Source organism: Terrirhizobium terrae, assembly GCF_030323265.1.
Taxonomy (GTDB): domain Bacteria; phylum Pseudomonadota; class Alphaproteobacteria; order Rhizobiales; family Rhizobiaceae; genus Neorhizobium.
Genome location: NZ_CP104992.1, coordinates 1,121,251 through 1,141,000 on the forward strand (window position 1 = coordinate 1,121,251; position 19,750 = coordinate 1,141,000).

Genomic DNA, 19,750 nt, shown 5'->3' on the forward strand with positions numbered 1-19,750 from the left:
CTGAAGCGGACATAGGTAGGCATGGTGCAGACGGTTGCAGAGCGAAGGCGCAGTTTGGGAGCGGGCATTGCCGCGCTCCTCGCCATCGCCCTGTTCGTCGGCACGGCGGTCATGACCCTGCTCGCCTGGGATGGCGACCAATCGGCATCCCGGCTGTTTTCGGCCTATACTTGGCGCATCCTGCAATTCACCCTGTGGCAGGCGACGCTCTCCACCCTGCTCTCGGTCTTGCTTGCCATACCGGTCGCGCTGTCACTGGCCCGCCGCCCGCAGTTTCCCGGCCGTGTCTGGATCATCCGGCTGATGGCGCTGCCCATGGGCCTCCCGGCGCTGGTCGGTGCGCTCGGCCTCGTCGGCATCTGGGGCCGTCAGGGCATCGTCAACGGTGGGCTGACGGCGATCGGCCTGGAACAGCCGGTCAGCATCTATGGCCTCACCGGCATTCTTCTCGCCCATACATTCTTTAACATCCCCCTCGCCGTACGCCTTCTTCTCGCATCGCTCGAACGCCAGCCGGCGGAATATTGGCTGCTCTCGGCCGGCCTCGGCATGCGGCCTCTTTCCGTCTTCCGCTTCATCGAATGGCCGGCGCTGCGGCGCGTCGTGCCCGGCGTGGCGGGTCTGATCTTTATGCTCTGCGCCACCAGTTTCACGCTGGTCCTCGTCCTCGGCGGCGGGCCGGCCGCGACGACGCTCGAGGTCGCCATCTACCAGGCGCTCCGCTTCGACTTCGATCCGCCCCGCGCCATCGCGCTCGCCTTCCTGCAGATCGCCCTGACCGGCTCCATAATCGGCCTCATCGCGCTGCTGCCGGCCGCAACCGACACGGTCAGGGCCGCCGGAAGGAAAATGCGGCGCTTCGACGGACAGACCGCAACCACCCGCCTTTGGGACGCGGCTATCATCGCAGCCGCGGTCTTCTTCATCGCCGCCCCCTCGCCTCGGTCCTCGCCGCCGGCCTGCGCGCCGATCTCGTGAAACTTGTCACCGGCTCGCTGTTCCTGCGCGCCGCAGCAATGAGCCTCGGCATCGCAATCGCCGCCGGCGTGCTCGCCGTCACCGCTTCGCTCGCCATCATCACCGCCCGTCAGGCCATCGCCGGCCTGCCGGTGAGGTCGCGGCCGATGCGGGCGCTCTCGACCTCCTTAGCCGGCACATCATCCCTCGTCTTGCTCGTCCCTCCCATCGTTCTCGGCACAGGTTGGTTCCTGGTCCTGCGCCCCTTCGGCGATGTCGGCCTCTTCGCGCCCTATCTCGTGGCACTGATCAACGCCCTGATGGCCCTGCCCTTCGTCATGCGGGTGCTGGAACCCGCGCTCGATGAACATGCACGCCAGACGGCCCGCCTTGCCGCATCTCTCGGCGTATCCGGCATGTCGAAATGGCGGCTGGTCGATCTTCCCGTCCTTCTCAAGCCCATGCTGACCGCATTGTCCTTTGCCATGGCGCTGTCATTGGGCGATCTTGGCGCGGTGGCCCTGTTCGGCTCCAGCGATCTGGTGACCTTGCCTTGGCTGGTCTACAGCACCCTTTCCAGCTATCGCACCAATGATGCGGATGGCCTGGCCCTGATCCTCGGGCTCGTCTGCCTGGCCCTGACGATCCTCGGCACAGCCGGCGACAAGGAAAATAGGAATGCATGACGGTATCGTGCTCGACCGGGTCGAGCTCACGCTTGGCACGACCGGCTTCCGTTTCGACTGCGCGATCGAGGACGGCGCCATCACCGCGATCGCCGGGCCTTCAGGCGCCGGCAAGTCGACGCTTCTCAACCTGATTGCCGGTTTCGAGCAGCCGCGATCCGGCCGCATCCTCATCACGGGCGCCGACCATACGGAAAGCCATCCCTCGGAACGGCCCGTCTCGCTCGTCTTCCAGGATCATAACCTCTTCGCCCATCTCGACATCTTCACCAATGTCGCGCTCGGCGTCAGCCCGTCCCTGCGCCTTACCCCAGCCGATAGGGCGAATGTGAATGACGCCCTCGCCCGCGTCGGCCTCGGCGGCTTCGGCACTCGCATGCCCGGCTCATTGTCCGGCGGCGAACGCCAGCGGGTGGCCTTCGCCCGCGCACTGGTGCGAAAAAGACCGGTTCTTCTGCTCGACGAGCCCTTCGCCTCGCTCGATCCCGACCTGCGCATCCAGATGGCCGAGCTTTTGGTCGAACTGCACCGCGAGACCGAGAATACCGTCGTCATCGTCACCCATGACCGCGACGAGATCAGAAGGGTGGCGGACCGGGTGCTTGTCGTGGAGCATGGCGAGGTCGCGCGGCACCAAGCGAAGACAGAGTTTTTCGACCGGACGGGAGAATCTCCCGCTGGTATGTAAACGGCGTTAAGGAAGCGTGCGCCGGACCTGCCACAATTTGGACGTGGCCGAATGGCATCGCCCTTGCTTGTAATTTCCTTTTCAAACCCAGCGGAAGATACATATTCATTTAGGAATATCTGTGCAGCCGGCGCGAAAGACGCTAAGCGACGGTTGCGGCAGACGAGGCAGGGCGCGACGTCCTCGATCGATCGCGCAATTCCGGAGATGATGGTGCAAGCGAATACGGAACACAGGGACGATGCCAAGCAGCCAATGACCATGCGTCGTCTACGCGTGCTTCGTCCCATAGCCGCACTGTGCTTTGCCACGACCATGCTCTACGGCTGTCAGTCGATCTTCGAACAGGCCTATACGCCGAACGTTTCGCCATCGGACAATCCGCAGACTGTCGATCAGGTTCAGAAGAACGACCCGCGTGCTGCCATGGGCGCCCGCGAGCATCCGCGCATCGTCGCGAGCTATGGCGGCGAATATCGCGATGCCAAGACCGAGCGTCTCGTCGCCCGCATCACCGGCGCGCTGACCGCGGTATCGGAGAACCCGACCCAGTCCTTCCGCATCACCATCCTGAATTCTCCGGCAATCAATGCCTTCGCGCTGCCGGGCGGCTATCTCTATGTCACCCGCGGCCTGCTGGCGCTTGCCAATGACGCGTCGGAAGTCGCGGCCGTGCTGTCTCACGAAATGGGACACGTTACCGCCAACCACGGCATCGAGCGCCAGAAGCGCGAAGAAGCGGAAGTCATCGCGAGCCGCGTCGTGGCCGAGGTCCTGTCCAGCGACATCGCCGGCAAGCAGGCGCTCGCCCGGGGCAAGCTGCGCCTTGCAGCCTTCTCCCGCCAGCAGGAACTGCAGGCAGACGTCATCGGCGTGCGCATGCTGGGCGAAGCAGGCTATGACCCCTATGCCGCCGCCCGCTTCCTCGATTCCATGGCGGCCTATGCGCGCTATTCCGCTGTCGATCCAGATAGCGACCAGAGCCTCGACTTTCTGTCGAGCCACCCGAATTCCGCCCAGCGCGTCGATCTCGCCCGCCGCCATGCCCGCGCCTTCGGCCAGGAAGGCGTCGGCGACCGCGGACGGGATTATTATCTCGCCGGCATCGACGGGCTTCTTTATGGCGACAGCCCGCAGGAGGGCTATGTCCGCGGCCAGACCTTCCTGCACGGCAGCCTCGGCATACGCTTCGACGTGCCGGCCGATTTCCGCATCGACAACAAGGTCGAGGCGGTGCTCGCCACCGGACCCGGCGAAAGCGCGATCCGCTTCGATGGCGTCGCCGCCGGCGACAACAACAGCCTGATGAATTATCTCACCAGCGGATGGGTTGCCGGCCTGCAGCCGGAGACGGTGCGTGAGACCCAGGTCAACGGCCTGCCGGCCGCAACCGCACGCGCATCTGCTGAACGCTGGGATTTCGATGTCACGGTGGTCCGCGTCGATCAGCAGATCTTCCGTTTCCTCACCGCCGTGCCGAAGGGCACCAATACGCTGGAAAGCACGGCCGACACGTTGCGCAACAGTTTCCGCCGCATGACGCCGCAGGAAATCGCCTCGCTCAAGCCGCTGAGGATCCGCATCGTCACCGTCGGCCCGAGTGACAGCCTTGCCTCGCTGTCCAGCCGCATGATGGGCACCGACCGCAAGGTCGATCTGTTCAAGCTGATCAACGCCATGCCGGCCGGCGCGACAGTGTCGCCCGGCCAGAAGGTCAAGATCATTTCCGAATAACAAATAAGGCTTCCTGGGCACCGATGACGGTTCTCGGGAAGCCTTACGCCCGGTGCAATTTTCCCGGCGCGCCTCGCGGCCGGGATTTCGCGCAAAACGATATCAGCAGGCGGCGGCAGCCATTTGCGGATTGGCGGAGACGAGAGCCGACTTCAGCTTCTCGATCGCGCGGCTTTCGATCTGGCGCACACGCTCCTTGGAAATACCAAGTTCGGCACCGAGCGCTTCGAGCGTCGCACCGTCATCGGTCAGGCGGCGGGCGCGGATGATCTTCTTCTCGCGATCGTTCAACTTGGTCAGGGCGCCCTGCAGCCACTTCAAACGGCGCTCACCGTCGATCATGCCCGAAACCTGCTCGTCCGGCAGAGGTTCTCCGCTTTCCAGCATGTCGAGACGTTCGCCGCTATCATTGTCGCCGGCAATGGTCGGTGCCTGAAGCGACGCGTCATTGGCCGAAAGGCGCGCATCCATCGTCTGCACATCGGCAACGCTGACGCCGAGGGCAACCGCGATCTCTTCGTGGATGGCACGGGCGGTCAGGTTGGAATCACCGCGGGCAAGCTTGGCGCGAAGACGGCGGAGATTGAAGAAGAGAGCCTTTGGGCGGAGCTGGTGCCGCCACGGACGATTGACCAGTTGCGCAGGATGTAATCCTGCATGGAAGCGCGGATCCACCAGCTTGCATAGGTTGAAAAACGTACGTCCCGTTCCGGTTCGAACCTTGCCGCCGCTTCGAGCAGCCCTACATAACCTTCTTGTACAAGGTCGCTCATCGGCAGGCCGAAGCCCCGGAACTTCGAAGCCATGGCGATGACCAGACGCATATGAGCAAGCGCGATCTGGTTGCGCGCATTCTGGTCTTGCGCGTCCTTCCAGCGAATTGCCAGATCTCGCTCCTCCTCGCGGGCGAGATAGGGAGCCGACATCGCTATCTTGATCATCGTGCGGTCTGCGGACATGGCTGTCATCGTCTTCTCCGTCAACGGTTCTGGTCTGACAAAAACAGCGGGATGACCGGGAAACAAGCAGCCGAAAGGATGCTGGCGTAGGATCGGATGAGCTGCTTTCGTCCCCCTGGTTGTGACGACCTGGATAGCCATGATCGCCCTCGTTTTGACGGGAACCGAGGGCAGCGTTACGCAGCAATCAGTTCGCCGTTCCGGCGGGTTAACGCGACAGAAAAAGAAAAGTTCCAATAAAAAAACCCGGCTCAAGGCCGGGTTTTTTGCATGCTTATTTTCAAGCTGAATCAGGCAGCTTCTTCCTGTGCCTCGTCTTCATCCAGGGACTTGCCACGCTTTGGGCCCTTGGCCAGGTTTACCTCGACGAGGCGAACGGCTTCGGTTTCCGACATCTTGTTGACGGCGGCGATTTCGCGGGCCATCCGATCAAGCGCAGCTTCGTACAGCTGGCGTTCGGAATAGGACTGCTCCGGCTGGTTTTCAGCGCGATAGAGATCACGAACCACTTCTGCGATGGAGATCAGGTCGCCGGAATTGATCTTGGCATCATATTCCTGGGCGCGACGCGACCACATTGTACGCTTGACGCGGGCTTTGCCCTGCACGACCTTGAGCGCACGTTCGACGAAATCCGTCTCCGAAAGCTTGCGCATGCCGATAGTCACGGCCTTGGTAACCGGAACCTTGAGCCGCATCTTGTCTTTTTCGAAGTCGATGACAAAAAGCTCAAGCTTCATGCCAGCTACTTCTTGCTCTTCAATCGCGGTGATCGTACCTACGCCATGCGCCGGATACACGATCGATTCGCCGGTCTTGAAGCCCTGGCGTGCAGGGGAATTCTTTTTCTGCTGAGTCGTCATTCGTTTCAAAAACTCCCTTCTACTCACCCATCTCTGGGTCGGGGAAACCGGGTCAGTCAGGCCCGGATGAGACGGGGGATACCGTCGGGTCACTCCATACTGATCCGCCCAAACGCGCACGAAAAAACAAATCCCATCGCTAAACTGCGACCGACAACATGAAACGCTGTAATGTCACGGAGAGCGCGTATGCTGACCTGTTGCTTTCGTGATGTTTTTTGGGCACGCCAGTGCCGCTTTGTGGAACAGTGTCTCTTCTCTACCACAAAAAAGTGCGTAAATCAATAATTTGGTTTCACGGCGTGCAAAAGACCGCTTATCCAGTCCGTGCCTACAAATGCATCAAGACTGGTCGGAAGCCACGCATCACAGCGTCACACTCATTCCGGCACGTGGCCGTGACCACATCGCAGAACGTGCGGCCCAAGCCTTCTCCTCAATCAGATAGCAAGTTCACTCTGCCAATCAAGTCATCAGAATGCGGGCGGCGTAAAAATGCCACTCCGGGCACACTGGAGAACCGCATTGCAATCATTGACGGGCGGAGTGGTACGCCGCCGGATCATCGACCCGACGGCGCCGATCTGCCTCATAACATATGCGTCCCCGGGTCCAATCCCAAATGCACGCGACCATAGAGTTCAAGCGCGGCAGCGGGGTTTATACCCGCATGCAGACTGGCGACACGGGCATCGCGCCACAACCGGTTGAGAGGATGGCTGGCGAAGGCAGAAGAAGCACCCGAGGCGTTCACCAGTATCTCGATGGCTTCGCGGGCTAGCTGGTTAGCGTAACTTGCATCGCGACGGATCGTGGCGCGCGTAATCAACGACAGCGCTGCGCCGTTCAGAGCCGCGTGATCCATATCCTGCACGCATTTACGCAGGAGCAACTCGGCACATTCGATCTTCGCGCTCGCCTCACCGATCTGCAAATGCGTGACTGCGGCCTCGCTCTGCTTATCGTACTGGGTGTGGATGATCCCGCGACGCATGGACGATTCTGCGAATTCGTCCATGACGGCCTTCGCGATACCGAGACTGACAAAGGACAGCTTGGTAGAGAAGAACGGCAAGAGCGCAAGGCGATAGAGGGCATGGCTCTCCAGATGGAGATATGCGTATTCCCCGGCCATGATCTCTGAAAAATTGACGAGCCGTGCATTCGGCACGAAAGTGTCGAAGACCGAAACGCTGTTGCTCCCCGTCCCCCTCAATCCGATTGTATCCCAATCGTCGAGTATCTGGACGTCCGAGACGGGGATGGCCCCTCCCAATTGCCCTACAAGCTTCCCCTCGTCGTCAAAAAGCGGCAAGCCCAGGAAGACCCAGCTCGAATGGCGAATGCCACTGGCAAAACCCCAGGTTCCGCTGTCGATCATGACGCCGTCCGATGTCCGCCGAACCTTTGCTCTTTTAGGCTGGAAGGCACCGGCCATGCGGACATTCTCGCCAGAAGAGAAAAGGTCTCGCGCAGTCTCCTGATTATACAATGCGGCGAGTGTCCACGCGCCACCGCTCAGCAGGGAAACCGTCCAGCCGACGGCGCCGTCTCCTTTGGACAGCGCCACGATGCAATCCATCAGGGTCTGGTGCGAAGCCTCCTGCCCACCATAGGCGGCTGGCTTCATGATGTCGAAGAGATGGGCCTCTTCCAACTCCCGCATCGTGCTGTCGGGGAGCCTGCAGAGCCTGTCGGTCTCCTCCCGACGGTCGGGCAGGTTTGCTGCGATGGCTTCCGCGGCTGCGACGAGTTCCGGACGATAGGGAGCTGCCTTGCGCATGCCTCCCGTATTTGCGGCTGTGACATAATTCATCTGCTGGCTCCTTCCAGGGAATTGCCAGCATGTTTTTGCCGTCTACCAGAGCGCGTTCATTGCACGCCCGGGCGAAGAGGTTTCAAATGTAGGATCGGCAGCATTGAACGGATGCGGCGAGATGCCGAGGAGGAGCTATGCCGGCAAGCCACAGGCAGGTGGCCGGTCAGTCACCCTGCCCCGGCTCGGCGGAGAAATACTTCTCGTATTTGCCCTCTTCGCCGTCGACTTCCTTGGCGCCTTCCATCGCGTCCTTCTTGACCGTGATGTTAGGCCAGATCTGCGCGAACTCGGAATTGATCTTCAGCCACTTGTCCAGCCCCGGCTCGGTATCGGGCTTGATCGCCTCGGCGGGACATTCCGGCTCGCAGACGCCGCAATCGATGCATTCGTCGGGATGGATGACGAGGAAGTTCTCACCTTCGTAGAAGCAATCGACCGGGCAGACCTCGACACAATCGGTATACTTGCAGCGGATACAATTATCGGTCACGACGTAAGTCATGAAGCACTCCACATAGCGCGTTGATCAGGACACCGATTGGGAAAGTCGGGCCGGAAGCGCCGGAGACAAGCAACGCAACCGCTGGAACCAGAGGCGGGCTACCCGGCATTTTCGAACGTGACGTAATGCCTTTGCCGCGCCTTAGCAAGAATAAAGCTTTCCGAAAAAGCGGCGCTGGAAGGTGGATTTTCTAATCGTCCCAGGGATCGGCGGCCGAACCGCCCGGGTCGGGGAAGAGACGATCGGTCTCGCGCCGTTCCTTCTTGGTTGGCCGGCCGCTGCCCTTGATGCGCTGCGCCTGTTCGAGCGCGGTCAGCCGTTCCGTCTCTTCGCGCGGCGGCGTCAGGTCGTCATAGAGCAGCTTGGCTTCTTCATAGGGGCCGCGGCGCTCGCCGCCAGACTTGACGACGAGGATGATATCGCGGCGCTCAAGCGCAAGCTCGACCCTGTCACCAGTCTTGACCTGAAAGCTAGGCTGGCGGATCGAGGTGCCGTTCACCTTCACATGGCCGCTGTTGAGCAGACCCTGGGCGAGCGAACGCGACTTCACCATGCGCGTGAAGAAAAGCCACTTGTCGATGCGCTGGCGCGTCTCTGTCTGTGGCTTTTCCGTCATGGCTGAAGTCTTCTTACTTCTTCATCTGCTCCTTGAGAGCAGCGAGCTTTGCGAAAGGTGAATCTGGATCAAGCGGCTTTTCCTTGCGCGGGGGCTTGGCTTCGAAGCGCGCCGGCTGCGAATTCTTGTTGCGATCGTTCCGGTCGTTGCGCGGGCCGCCCTCGTGGCGATCACCGCGCGGCGGCCGGTCACCACGATTATCGGGACGACGATTGCCATCGCGTCCGCCACGAGCTTCCTGGCCGCGGCCTTCGCCGCCACGTCCCTCGCCACCCCGGCCTTCACCACCACGACGATCGTCGCGACGGCCACCGTCACGGCGTCCCTGGGCTGCGTCTTCGCCACCGGCACCCGCATTGCGCTGGCCGCCATGACCACGGCGATCACCCTGACGGTCACCATGCGGACGACCGCCACGCTGATTGTTTTCGCGGCCACCACCCGGTCGCCAGAGGAGAACCGGCTTGGCCTCCTCGGGTTCCGCAGACTTTTCAGCCTCGACAGGCGCTTCGGCAACAACAACGGTCTCGATAACGGTCTCGGCACTCGCTTCCGACGCGTTCTCAGCGTCCGCCGATACGCTCTCGATAACCGTCCCGGTCTCTGTAGCTTCGGCTGATGCAGCTTCCGCCGGAGCAGCTTCGGCCGCTTCTTCGGAGGCCGTAGCTTCCGCCGCAACAGGCTCGGCAGCCGGTGCTGCGGCGCCATCGACGCTGACAAGATGAGCCTGGGCTTCTTCGGCCGGCACGGCATCAGCGCGGTAGCCGAGGCCCTTCAGGATTTCTTCCATATCGTCCGGCGTTGCGCCGAGGATGGAGAGCATGGCGGTCGTCGCGGTGAAGCGGCGGCCGTCATAGGCACCTTCCGGACGCGGCGTCGCGCCGGGCTTCCACTGCAGCAGCGGACGGATGAGATCAGCCAGACGCTCGAGAATATCGACGCGTACCGCCCGCTTGCCGAGGAAACGGAAGCCGGCGAGCTTGTAGAAGGTCCGCTCGAAGGACGGATCGGCGACAACCGAGGTACGACCTGCTGCAAGAGCGGGAATGAGTTCGCCATAGCCCGGCTTGTCGAGGCCATCGTTCTTCAGCGCCCAGAGAAGTGTGATGAGTTCGGCCGGAGCCGGCTTCAACAGTGCCGGCATGAAGACGTGATAGGCTCCGAAGCGGATGCCGTAGCGGCGCATCGAGGCGCGCGCATCCTGATCCAGCGACTTCACGTCGTCGGCGACATCGCGACGGAACATCACGCCGAGATTTTCGACCAGCTGGAAGGCCAGGCCCTTCGCCAGACCCTGCAGGTCTTCGGCGCGGGACAGGTCGTCGAGCGGCTTCAAGACGGTCGCGATATGATGATTGACGAAGCGTTCGATGCGGGCAAGCACATGCTCGCGCGCATTGCCGGTCAGCTGTTCGTCGGACAACAGGATGACGCGCGGGCGCATGACATGGTCGCTTGCGGCCAGACGCGCGACGGGCTCGCCGAGCCAACGGACGGAACCATCCGAACCGACGGCGAGATCGCTGTTGCCGGATGCATAAAGACGCGCAGCGCGCGCTTCGAATTCAAGCGCAAGCGCCTTTGTGCAGCAGCCTGCACAGCCTTCGCATCCGGGCCTTCCGTGCCCGATGCAAGGGTAAAGCGGAAGCCCGCCAATTGTCCGACGTGATGTCCTTCGACAAACACATCGCCATTTACACTGATTTCAGCTTCCAGCATCGCATTCTCTCTCAGGCGCCTCATGAGCACAGATGTCCTGCGATCAACAAAGCGTTTCGTCAACCTTTCATGTAGCGCGTCCGACAACCTATCCTCTATTTCCCGCGTCTTTTCTTGCCAGTGTGTCGGATCAGCAAGCCAGCCGGGACGGTTAGAGACATAAGTCCAGGTCCGGATCTGAGCGATCCGGGCAGACAGGGTGTCGATCTCGCCATCAGTACGATCGGCACGTCGAACTTGCTCCGCCATGAAGTCCTCGTTCACCGTGCCGTGGCGCACAAGATCGAAGAAAAGCGTCGAAATAAGGTCGGCGTGCTGCGCAGGTGCAATTCTGCGGTAATCCGGGAGCGCGCAAGCGTCCCAGAGCTTTTCGACCCGCTCGGCGGTAGTCGCGAGATCGCGCACTTCGGCATAGCGGGAAAGATGGTCCAGCGCCTGGCTGTCGGTCGCCGGCAGCGCCCGCGTCAGTCCGTGTATCGTGGGCGCGGCGTCAAGGCTGCGCCTGAGATCCTGCAGCGAGGCGAAACTCAGGTTCTTCGAGCGCCATTGCAGAACTTTGACGTTGTCGAAGTGATGACCTTCGATCCGCTCCACCAGTTCTTCGTCGAACGGCGCCACCTGGCCCGTCACCCCGAACGTGCCGTCACGCAGGTGGCGGCCCGCGCGACCGGCGATCTGCGCCATCTCGGCAGGATTGAGATTGCGGAACTGGTATCCGTCGAACTTGCGGTCCTGAGCGAAGGCGACATGGTCGACGTCGAGATTGAGGCCCATGCCGATCGCATCGGTGGCAACCAGATATTCGACATCGCCTTCCTGATAGAGCCCGACCTGCGCATTGCGGGTGCGCGGGCTGAGCGCGCCGAGCACCACGGCCGCGCCACCACGCTGGCGGCGGATCAATTCTGCAATCGCGTAAACCTCGTCGGCCGAAAAGGCGACGATGGCCGAACGCTGCGGCAGGCGGGTGATCTTCTTCTGACCGGCGTAGAAGAGCTGCGACAGGCGCGGTCGCTCGACGATGGTAATACCGGGAAGCAGGCTTTCGAGGATCGGCCGCATCGTTGCGGCGCCGAGCAGCAGCGTCTCGTCCTTGCCGCGCAGGTTGAGAATGCGGTCGGTGAATATATGGCCGCGCTCGAGATCGCCGGCGAGCTGCACTTCGTCGATCGCGACGAACGAGGCCTTTGTCTCGCGCGGCATCGCTTCGACGGTGCAGACCGAGTAGCGGGCCATATGCGGCGTGATCTTTTCTTCGCCAGTGATCAGCGCGACATTGTGGTGCCCCACCTTCTCGACCAGCCGTGTATAAACCTCACGCGCCAGAAGACGCAGCGGCAGACCGATCACGCCGGAGCCATGCGCCACCATGCGTTCGATCGCGTAATGCGTCTTTCCGGTGTTTGTCGGGCCGAGTACGGCAGTAACGCCACGCCCGCTGAAGATCATCGGCTGAGAATTCAAAGCGAAGTTCCGCGTCCTTTAAACATCGCGTGCGTCGGAACGCCCGGAGTTTCGCCACACATGGCGATACGGCAGGCCAAACGCAAGTGGAAAAGCAGGCTCTCCCGACGATCTCGCGCCGGCGTCTTGAGCCGCAGGAACAGATGCGAACGAATCAGCGACGAAATAGAGACTCGCCAGATTCACCCTCCGTTCTCACAATATATGGCCGCAGAGAGGATGAAAAACACCTTATCTTGTGCCTCCTCATGATTCAGATCGAATCGCAGCAAAAAGGACCGCAGGACTCGTTTCACGCAAAGAGTCAACGAGCAGGCAGATTCATTTCCATCGTATGTACGAATAGCGGGCCACCAACAGGCGGCGCTCCGTTAACGCACCGTAACAACGTGTGAATGCAGGCTTTTTAGTCACCATGGAACAAAAGTTCCCGCCTCACGTTGTCACCGCGAAATTCATCCCGGCTTCAGGGAAGTGGAGATAAGACCATGCTCGGAACGGTATTGCTCGTCATACTCATCCTGCTCTTGATTGGCGCTTTGCCCAATTGGGGCTACAGCCGGGGTTGGGGCTATGGCCCGTCCGGTGGTTTGGGGCTCGTCGTTCTCATCATCATCATCCTGCTGCTCTTGGGCAGGATCTGATAGGTTTAACTTTGGAAGGGAAGGAAACCGAGAAATGAAAAAGATTATGCTGATCGCCGCGCTCGTCGGCACCCTGGCATCCTGCACGTCGACGGAGAAGGGAACCGCAATTGGCGCAGCATCGGGTGCCGTTATCGGCGGCGCCGTGACCAACAGCTGGGGTGGTGCTGCAGTAGGCGCCGTCGGTGGCGGCCTCGTCGGCGCAGCTATCGGCGAATCCCAGAAGCGCCAGGGCTATTGCGTCTATCGTGACCGTTACGGCCGCACCTACGAGGCACGTTGCCGCTAAACGCGAACGCGTTAATGAAAGACGAGGCCGGAGCGAGAAATCGCATCCGGCCTTAACTTTTGGGAGGCTAAATCAGCGGCCGATCAAATAAGGAACGAATCATCGACGAATCGGCGACGCTGCGATCTTCATGCTTCGTTCCCGACAACATGTTGATGTTTAATGATTTTTAAACCATAGCGACTGTGGATAAGCATGGCTGCGTCGCTGTTCAATCGTTAACGGCAGCATCTTCCCGTGTCGGGAAAGCCAATCGGCTTCCTCACTCCATATGCTGGCCGCCATTGGCGCTTAATGTCGAGCCGGTGATGAAGCCCGCATCGTCCGAGGCGAGAAACACCACGCAGCGCGCAACATCCTCCGGCAGTCCCAGCCGCTTGACCGGAATCTGCGGCAGGATCTTCTCCTCCAGCACCGCCTGCGGAATGGCGCGCACCATGTCGGTCGCGGTATAGCCGGGGCAAATCGCATTGACTGTGATGTTGCGGGACGCCCCTCGAGCGCCAGCGCCTTGGTAAAGCCGAGATCGCCGGCCTTGGAGGCGGAATAGTTTACCTGCCCCGCCTGCCCCTTCTGGGCATTGATCGACGAGATGTTGATGATCCGTCCGAAGCCGCGCTCGCGCATGCCGGGCCAGACCGGGTGGGTCATGTTGAAGAGGCCATTGAGGTTGGTGCCGATGACCTCGTTCCACTGAGCGAGGGTCATCTTGTGGAACATGCCATCGCGCGTGATGCCGGCATTGTTGACGAGAATGTCGATCGGCCCGAGCCGCTCTTCCACCAGGGCAATACCCGAAACGCAGGCGTCGTAGTCCGACACGTCCCACTTGAACACCGGAATGCCGGTCGTCGTGTGGAATTCGGCAGCCTTTTCGTCATTGCCGTGATAGCTTGCAGCGACGGTGTATCCGGCCTCCTGCAGCGCAACGGAGATCGCTTCTCCGATGCCGCGCGTTCCGCCGGAAACGAGAGCAACTCGTCCCATCGATCCTCCCTGTCATTCTCGGCCGATCTTGTGGCCGGCCATTATCGTATCCGCCTCTAATTAGAGACGTTCGACGCACATGGCGACCCCCATTCCGCCACCGATGCATAGCGTCGCCAATCCCTTGGCGGTTCCGCGACGCTGCATCTCGAACAAAAGCGTGTTGAGGATGCGCGCACCGGAAGCACCGATCGGATGGCCGATGGCGATCGCGCCGCCATTGACGTTGACCATGGCGGGATCGAAGCCGAGATCGCGGCTGACGGCACAGGACTGCGCCGCAAAGGCCTCGTTCGCCTCGACGAGCCCGAGATCGCCGACCTTCCAGCCCGCCTTTTCCAGCGCCTTGCGGGAGGCCGGGATCGGGCCGGTGCCCATGATCTGCGGATCGACGCCCGCCGTCGCCCACGACGCGATGCGCGCCAAAGGCTGTATGCCCCGGCGCTGCGCCTCTTCCTCGGTCATCAGCACCACGGCTGCTGCACCGTCGTTGAGGCCGGACGCGTTGCCGGCCGTCACCGTGCCTTCCTTGTCGAAAGCCGGGCGAAGCTTCGCCATCGCGTCCAGCGTCGCGCCGGCGCGGATATATTCGTCCTGGTCGACCGTCACGTCGCCCTTGCGGGTCTGGATGACGAAAGGCAGGATTTCGTCCTTGAAGCGGCCCGCAGCCTGCGCCGCCTCGGCCTTGTTCTGCGACGAGACCGCAAACTGGTCCTGCTCCTCGCGCGAAAGCTGCCACTGGCGGGCGATGTTTTCTGCCGTGATCCCCATATGATAGCCATAGAAGGCGTCGGTCAGGCCGTCCTTGATCATCGTATCGATCATCTTGAAGTCGCCCATCTTCACGCCGCCGCGTAAGTGCGCGCAATGCGGTGCCATCGACATGGATTCCTGGCCGCCGGCCACGATGATCTTCGCATCACCCATCGCGATCTGCTGCATGCCGAGTGCGACTGCACGCAGACCCGAGCCGCAGAGCTGGTTGACGCCCCAGGACGTTGCTTCCTGCGGCACGCCGGCCTTCATCGCCGCCTGGCGCGCCGGGTTCTGCCCCTCGCCGGCCGGCAGGACCTGGCCGAGAATGACCTCGTCCACCTCGGATGCCTCGACGCCCGCCCGCGCCAGCGCTCCTTGATGGCGACGGCGCCGAGTTCATGCGCCGCGACATTGGCAAAAGCGCCGTTGAACGAGCCGACGGCCGTGCGGCCGGCGGATGCGATGACGATCGATGGTGTGGACAAGGGGCTTCCTCCGAAATTCTTTGCGCGGAGACTGTCAAAGCTTGCCCGAGGTGTCAAACCACCCATGGCTCGCACACGTAGGCCGGGTGATCTCGCAAAATTTGCTGCGCAACAAGAATATCGCCGCGCCGCACAAAATCATTGTCTCCACCCCTGATTTGGGCTTACATTTCCCTTGGGAGAAGGGCGCAAGCCCGAAAAATCAAAAAATGATTCTTAGGGAGGTAGAGCCATGGCAAAAGCCGAAGGCGAAACGATTATCAAGAAATACGCCAACCGGCGGCTGTATAATACCGGCACAAGCACCTATGTGACCCTGGAAGATCTCGCCAAGATGGTGAAGAAGGGGAGGAATTCTCCGTCCAGGACGCCAAGACCGGCGAAGACATCACCCATTCCGTCCTGACACAGATCATCTTCGAACAGGAATCGAAGACGGGAAACACCCTTCTGCCGGTGTCATTCCTGCGCCAGCTGATCTCGTTCTACGGCGACCAGATGCAGATGGTTGTGCCGACCTATCTCGAACAGTCGATGCAGGCCTTTACCGACCAGCAGGTGCAGATGCGTGAGCATGTGACGCGGGCCTTCGGCGAAACTCCGCTCGGCAAGAACCTGCAGGTTCCGATGCAGATGATGGAGGATCAGGTGCGCCGCAACACCGAGATGTTCCGCCAGGCCGTGCAGATGTTTACCCCTTTGCAGCCGCCCCCGTCCCGCCGGCGCCATCGGCATCCTCGTCCCGCAAGGCGGATGCGAAGGATATCGACGACCTGAAGGAACAGCTTCGCTCGCTGCAGAGCAGGCTCGACAGCCTGGGCGCATGATGCCGTCGGAACTCTGTCGTCACATCTGAAAAGCGCGCAACAAAAAAGGCCGGTCAAACCGGCCTTTAAAGCATGCGCACTCAAGTCAAACGCTTATGCGCTTTCCTTCGGCGTCAGAACCTGGCGACCGCGGTACATGCCGGTCTTCAGGTCGATGTGGTGCGGACGGCGAAGTTCGCCGGAGTTCTTGTCTTCGACATAGGTCGGGGTCTTGAGCGCGTCGGCGGAGCGGCGCATACCGCGCTTGGACGGGCTAACTTTTCTCTTCGGTACTGCCATTTTCGTTACTCCACTTCGTGCAGAACAGTGATCATCCGGGCCTAGTGAGGCCGAACCCATCACGTCTCGATCTCGGAAATTGGGCCGGCTTATACATGCCTATCAGGCTGTTGACCAGTCCCCGGCCGCATTTTTTCGTCAACGCGGCGACTCATTTTCAAACCTGCCCGCCAGACGCCTAGGCCTCGTCCTCCGGGACGATCCACGGCTCGGCAAGCGCTGCCGTTTCCCATGCTTTCCAAGCCGGATGTCCCTTCATCGCCGCCATATAATCCAGCACCGCCTGATCCGTCACCAGCTCATAGGCCTCGAAACGGTTGATGACGGGCGCAAACATCGCGTCCGCAGCACAGAAATCGCCGAACAGGAACGGCCCGCCCGAACGCGCCAGCAGCTCTTTCCACACTGTCGATATGCGCGAGACATCGGCATCGACGCCCGCTTTCACATCCTGCGCCAGATCGAGCCTTCCCTTCGGCCGGCGCATGTTCATCGGGCAGGCATTGCGCAGCGCCCGGAAGCCGGAGAGCATTTCCATGGAGACCGATCGGGCGACCGCGCGATCCGCGGGAGCCTCAGGCCAGATCCGCTTATCCGGATAAAGCTCCGCGACATATTCGATGATCGCCAGCGATTCCCACACCCGGATATCCCCTTGATGCAGCACAGGCACGCGACCGGTCGGCGAGATCTCCTTGAATCTCGGATTTCCCGCAGGGTCGTCGAAGGGGATCAGAACCTCGCGAAACGGCACGCCCACCGCCGTCATCGCGATCCACGGCCGCAACGACCAGGACGAATAGTTCTTGTTGGCGATATAGAGAGTAAGCTCGGTCATGGCAGCCTCCGGATGTGTCGCCACGCTACAGGCAGCGACTGAAAGCCTCCAATGAAAAGCTCAGAACCTAGTCATAAATGCATTTGATATATTCGCCTGAACTACGCGCCCGGCGTTCGACGATATTGGCTAGGCGCCTCATACCGCGGCCCGGCTTGCTGGCAACGCGGGTGAACGGATTGGGCAATGCCACCGCCAGAAGCGCCGCCTGGCTGCTGGAGAGCTTCGCCGCACTCGTCTTGAAGTGATATTGCGCGGCAGCCTCGGCGCCGTAGATGCCCGGGCCCCATTCGGCGACGTTGAGATAGATTTCCATCATTCGCCGCTTCGACCAGACGAAATCCGAGGTCATGGCGAGCGGCAGTTCCAGGATCTTCCTGACGAAGAAGCGGCCGTTCCAGAGGAACAGGTTCTTGGCGGTCTGCATCGAGATGGTGCTGGCACCACGGGTCTGTTCGCCGTCAAGCGCATCCTGCACCACACCGCGCATCTGCACCCAGTCGACGCCGCCATGGGCGCAGAACTGTCCATCCTCCGACATCATCACGGCGCGCACGAGATTGGGCGAGATCTCATCCAGATCAACCCATTGCCGGTCATAGCCGCGCAGCAGGAAAAGCTCCGACAGCATCAGCGTCGAGACCGGCCGGGTGAACGGCAGCGCGTAGACGGGAATGAGCAGGTAGGGCAGGACCAGAAGCACGACGAGCACAGTGACGGCGCCCCTTGCGATATGCGAAAGCGATCCCGCCTTCAGCCTTCTCGGCATGGCGGGCTCCTCCTTTTCGTCGGCTCTTCGATCCGGCGTGATGTCCAAGTGCTATTTCCCATGGCCCATGACGTTCATAGCCACTCTAACGCCTTGTGACGAGTCTCGCTCCAAAACTTCCTGTGGGGTGGTGAATCCCGTTGCCAGCGGTCTAAGGGCGTGCAAAACAGCGCCCCATGGACACAGAGATCACCGAGCTGACATCCTTCGAAAGCCGCCTGAGGGCCAGCGCCGCCGAGACGCAGGACCTGCTGATGGCACTGCTGTCGCCGGATGCCGCAAGTGACGAGATCGTCAGGCCGGAAAATCTCCTGGCCGCGATGCGCCATGGCACGCTGAACGGCGGCAAGCGGCTCCGGCCCTTTCTCGTCGTCGAGAGTGCGGCCCTGTTCGGCGCCGAACACCAGGCTGCCCTGCGCATCGGCGCGGCGCTCGAATGCCTGCACTGCTATTCGCTGATCCATGACGACCTTCCCGCCATGGACGATGACGATCTGCGGCGCGGCCAGCCGACCGTGCACAAGGCCTTCGACGAGGCAACAGCCATCCTCGCCGGCGACAGCCTGCTGACCTATGCCTTCGACATCATCGCCGCCCCGGAGACGGAACTGGCAGCCGAGCGCAAGGTACAGCTGACGCTCCTTCTCGCCCGCGCAGCCGGCATCGGCGGCATGGCCGGCGGCCAGGCGCTCGATCTCGCGGCCGAAAAAACGCGCCCGACGAGCAGGGCATCCGCACTCTCCAGTCGATGAAGACTGGCGCGCTCCTGCGCTTCGCCTGCGAGGCCGGCCCGATCATCGCCGGCACTTCGGATGAAGACCGCAAGCGGATGCGGACCTTCGGCGAAAAGATCGGCCTTGCCTTCCAGCTCGCCGATGACCTCCTCGACGTGACCTCCGATGCCGCAACGCTCGGCAAGGCCGCTGGCAAGGATGCCGGTCGCGGCAAGGGCACGCTGGTCGGCCTGCACGGCATGGAGTGGGCCGAGACGCAGCTGGATGCGCTGACAGACGAAGCCGTCGAGCTTCTCTCGCCTTACGGCGGCAAGGCTGCCATATTGCAGCAGGCGGCGCGTTTCATCGCCGATCGCACCAGCTGATCGGCATCTGAGCTACATCCCTGAAACGCGAAAGCCCCGCGCATCGTGAAAGACGCGCGGGGCTTTTGATGTCTCGCTAATACCGCGTGACGCGGATCAGTTCTGTTCGATCGGCGCGATTGCCACTTCGACGCGGCGGTTCTGGGCGCGGCCTTCCGGCGTTGCATTGGAAGCGATCGGCTGCGACGGGCCGAAGCCCATGGTGGAGATACGGCGCTGGTCGACACCGCGGCCACCGAGATAGTTGGCGACAGAGGCTGCACGGCGCTCCGACAGGCCCTGGTTATGCTGCACGCTGCCGGTCGAGTCGGTATGGCCGTTCACGTCGATATAGGTCTTGCCGAACTTGTTGAGCACGATCGCAACCGAATCGAGCGTCGCATAGAACGGCGGGATGACCTGGTCCTGGTCGGTTGCGAAAGTGACATTCGACGGCATGTTGAGAATGATACGATCGCCCTGACGGGTTACCGATACGCCGGTTCCCTGCAGCTGTTGGCGCAGTTCGGCTTCCTGGCGGTCCATGTAGTTGCCGATCGCGCCGCCGGCGAGACCGCCGATCGCGGCACCGATGAGCGCATTACGGCCCTTGTTGCCGCCGCCGATCAGCAGGCCGCCAACTGCGCCGAGACCGGCACCGATCGCGGCGCCTCCGGCCGTGTTGGAAACCTTCTGCTCGCCCGTGTAAGGGTCGGTCGTGGTGCAAGCGGAAAGGAAGGTCGCGGCCAGCGCGACGATGGCAAATTTCTTGAGCATTCGAATCGTTTCCC

The 19,750-nt window shown here is 61.6% G+C and carries 12 protein-coding genes and 7 pseudogenes; 7 read left to right on the forward strand and 12 right to left on the reverse strand.

Features of this window, described 5'->3' with window-relative positions; all coding sequences use genetic code 11:
* Positions 1 to 21: 21 nt before the first annotated feature.
* The 3 genes and pseudogenes from thiP (at position 22) to N7E02_RS13555 (ending at position 4,065) form a co-directional block, all read left to right on the forward strand.
* Positions 22 to 1,643: pseudogene (thiP, locus tag N7E02_RS13545) on the forward strand (thiamine/thiamine pyrophosphate ABC transporter permease ThiP).
* A complete protein-coding gene (thiQ, locus tag N7E02_RS13550) occupies positions 1,636 to 2,331 on the forward strand; it encodes a thiamine ABC transporter ATP-binding protein (RefSeq protein WP_286582501.1) in 696 nt (231 codons plus the stop codon). Before thiP ends, thiQ begins: the two are co-directional and overlap by 8 nt.
* A 261-nt stretch (positions 2,332 to 2,592) precedes the next feature.
* Positions 2,593 to 4,065: a M48 family metalloprotease gene (locus N7E02_RS13555; RefSeq protein WP_374730722.1), complete on the forward strand. Its 1,473-nt coding sequence runs from the start codon at positions 2,593 to 2,595 to the stop codon at positions 4,063 to 4,065.
* Between the two features lie 102 nt (positions 4,066 to 4,167).
* Here the strand turns inward: N7E02_RS13555 and N7E02_RS13560 are convergent.
* The 6 genes and pseudogenes from N7E02_RS13560 to N7E02_RS13585 form a co-directional block, all read right to left on the reverse strand.
* Positions 4,168 to 5,033: pseudogene (locus tag N7E02_RS13560) on the reverse strand (RNA polymerase factor sigma-32).
* 281 nt (positions 5,034 to 5,314) lie between these two features.
* Positions 5,315 to 5,887: a CarD family transcriptional regulator gene (locus N7E02_RS13565; protein ID WP_286583815.1), complete on the reverse strand. Its 573-nt coding sequence runs from the start codon at positions 5,885 to 5,887 to the stop codon at positions 5,315 to 5,317.
* A gap of 589 nt (positions 5,888 to 6,476) precedes the next feature.
* Complete coding sequence (locus N7E02_RS13570) at positions 6,477 to 7,670, reverse strand: acyl-CoA dehydrogenase family protein (protein ID WP_286582503.1); 1,194 nt, start codon at positions 7,668 to 7,670, stop codon at positions 6,477 to 6,479.
* Between the two features lie 199 nt (positions 7,671 to 7,869).
* Complete coding sequence (fdxA, locus tag N7E02_RS13575; RefSeq protein ID WP_286582504.1) at positions 7,870 to 8,208, reverse strand: ferredoxin FdxA; 339 nt, start codon at positions 8,206 to 8,208, stop codon at positions 7,870 to 7,872.
* 190 nt (positions 8,209 to 8,398) lie between these two features.
* Entirely contained in the window at positions 8,399 to 8,824 is a 426-nt protein-coding gene (locus N7E02_RS13580) for an Hsp15 family ribosome-associated heat shock protein (protein WP_286582507.1), read from the reverse strand.
* A 13-nt stretch (positions 8,825 to 8,837) separates the two neighbouring features.
* Positions 8,838 to 11,992 (reverse strand): annotated as a pseudogene (locus tag N7E02_RS13585) (helicase-related protein).
* Between the two features lie 503 nt (positions 11,993 to 12,495).
* On the opposite strand from N7E02_RS13585, the gene N7E02_RS13590 reads away from it, so the two are divergent.
* Positions 12,496 to 12,651 carry a DUF3309 family protein gene (locus N7E02_RS13590; protein ID WP_092999638.1) on the forward strand — a complete coding sequence of 52 codons (156 nt, stop codon included), beginning with the start codon at positions 12,496 to 12,498 and terminating at the stop codon, positions 12,649 to 12,651.
* A 34-nt stretch (positions 12,652 to 12,685) separates the two neighbouring features.
* The gene (locus tag N7E02_RS13595; protein WP_092999639.1) at positions 12,686 to 12,940 is read left to right on the forward strand and encodes a YMGG-like glycine zipper-containing protein; all 255 of its coding nucleotides are present in this window, start codon (positions 12,686 to 12,688) and stop codon (positions 12,938 to 12,940) included.
* A 262-nt stretch (positions 12,941 to 13,202) separates the two neighbouring features.
* Here the strand turns inward: N7E02_RS13595 and phbB are convergent.
* Both phbB and N7E02_RS13605 read right to left on the reverse strand, forming a co-directional pair.
* A pseudogene (gene phbB, locus N7E02_RS13600) lies at positions 13,203 to 13,927 on the reverse strand (acetoacetyl-CoA reductase).
* A gap of 60 nt (positions 13,928 to 13,987) precedes the next feature.
* Positions 13,988 to 15,168 (reverse strand): annotated as a pseudogene (locus N7E02_RS13605) (acetyl-CoA C-acetyltransferase).
* 232 nt (positions 15,169 to 15,400) lie between these two features.
* On the opposite strand from N7E02_RS13605, the pseudogene phaR reads away from it, so the two are divergent.
* Positions 15,401 to 15,995, forward strand: a pseudogene (gene phaR, locus N7E02_RS13610) (polyhydroxyalkanoate synthesis repressor PhaR).
* Between the two features lie 93 nt (positions 15,996 to 16,088).
* Here the strand turns inward: phaR and rpmF are convergent.
* From rpmF to mtgA, 3 genes are all read right to left on the reverse strand, one after another.
* On the reverse strand, positions 16,089 to 16,274 hold the full coding sequence (gene rpmF / locus N7E02_RS13615; protein WP_092999643.1) for a 50S ribosomal protein L32: 186 nt from the start codon (positions 16,272 to 16,274) through the stop codon (positions 16,089 to 16,091).
* A gap of 178 nt (positions 16,275 to 16,452) precedes the next feature.
* Positions 16,453 to 17,112, reverse strand: a complete 660-nt coding sequence (locus N7E02_RS13620; protein WP_286582512.1) for a glutathione S-transferase family protein — start codon at positions 17,110 to 17,112, stop codon at positions 16,453 to 16,455.
* Between the two features lie 67 nt (positions 17,113 to 17,179).
* Positions 17,180 to 17,929, reverse strand: coding sequence for a monofunctional biosynthetic peptidoglycan transglycosylase (gene mtgA / locus N7E02_RS13625; protein ID WP_374730692.1), 750 nt, complete (start codon positions 17,927 to 17,929; stop codon positions 17,180 to 17,182).
* 128 nt (positions 17,930 to 18,057) lie between these two features.
* Between mtgA and N7E02_RS13630 the strand changes: the two are divergent.
* A pseudogene (locus tag N7E02_RS13630) lies at positions 18,058 to 18,980 on the forward strand (polyprenyl synthetase family protein).
* Positions 18,981 to 19,076: 96 nt separating this feature from the next.
* Here the strand turns inward: N7E02_RS13630 and N7E02_RS13635 are convergent.
* Positions 19,077 to 19,736 carry a YiaD family glycine zipper/OmpA-like lipoprotein gene (locus tag N7E02_RS13635; protein ID WP_286582516.1) on the reverse strand — a complete coding sequence of 220 codons (660 nt, stop codon included), beginning with the start codon at positions 19,734 to 19,736 and terminating at the stop codon, positions 19,077 to 19,079.
* Positions 19,737 to 19,750: the final 14 nt, after the last annotated feature.

Excerpts from the sequence above, each read along its gene's own strand:
- thiQ (WP_286582501.1), top strand. The coding sequence starts at position 1,636 with ATGCATGACGGTATCGTGCTCGACCGGGTCGAGCTCACGCTTGGCACG.
- N7E02_RS13555 (WP_374730722.1), top strand. The coding sequence starts at position 2,593 with ATGCGTCGTCTACGCGTGCTTCGTCCCATAGCCGCACTGTGCTTTGCC.
- N7E02_RS13565 (WP_286583815.1), bottom strand. The coding sequence starts at position 5,887 with ATGACGACTCAGCAGAAAAAGAATTCCCCTGCACGCCAGGGCTTCAAG.
- N7E02_RS13570 (WP_286582503.1), bottom strand. The coding sequence starts at position 7,670 with ATGCGCAAGGCAGCTCCCTATCGTCCGGAACTCGTCGCAGCCGCGGAA.
- fdxA (WP_286582504.1), bottom strand. The coding sequence starts at position 8,208 with ATGACTTACGTCGTGACCGATAATTGTATCCGCTGCAAGTATACCGAT.
- N7E02_RS13580 (WP_286582507.1), bottom strand. The coding sequence starts at position 8,824 with ATGACGGAAAAGCCACAGACAGAGACGCGCCAGCGCATCGACAAGTGG.
- N7E02_RS13590 (WP_092999638.1), top strand. The coding sequence starts at position 12,496 with ATGCTCGGAACGGTATTGCTCGTCATACTCATCCTGCTCTTGATTGGC.
- N7E02_RS13595 (WP_092999639.1), top strand. The coding sequence starts at position 12,686 with ATGAAAAAGATTATGCTGATCGCCGCGCTCGTCGGCACCCTGGCATCC.
- rpmF (WP_092999643.1), bottom strand. The coding sequence starts at position 16,274 with ATGGCAGTACCGAAGAGAAAAGTTAGCCCGTCCAAGCGCGGTATGCGC.
- N7E02_RS13620 (WP_286582512.1), bottom strand. The coding sequence starts at position 17,112 with ATGACCGAGCTTACTCTCTATATCGCCAACAAGAACTATTCGTCCTGG.
- N7E02_RS13635 (WP_286582516.1), bottom strand. The coding sequence starts at position 19,736 with ATGCTCAAGAAATTTGCCATCGTCGCGCTGGCCGCGACCTTCCTTTCC.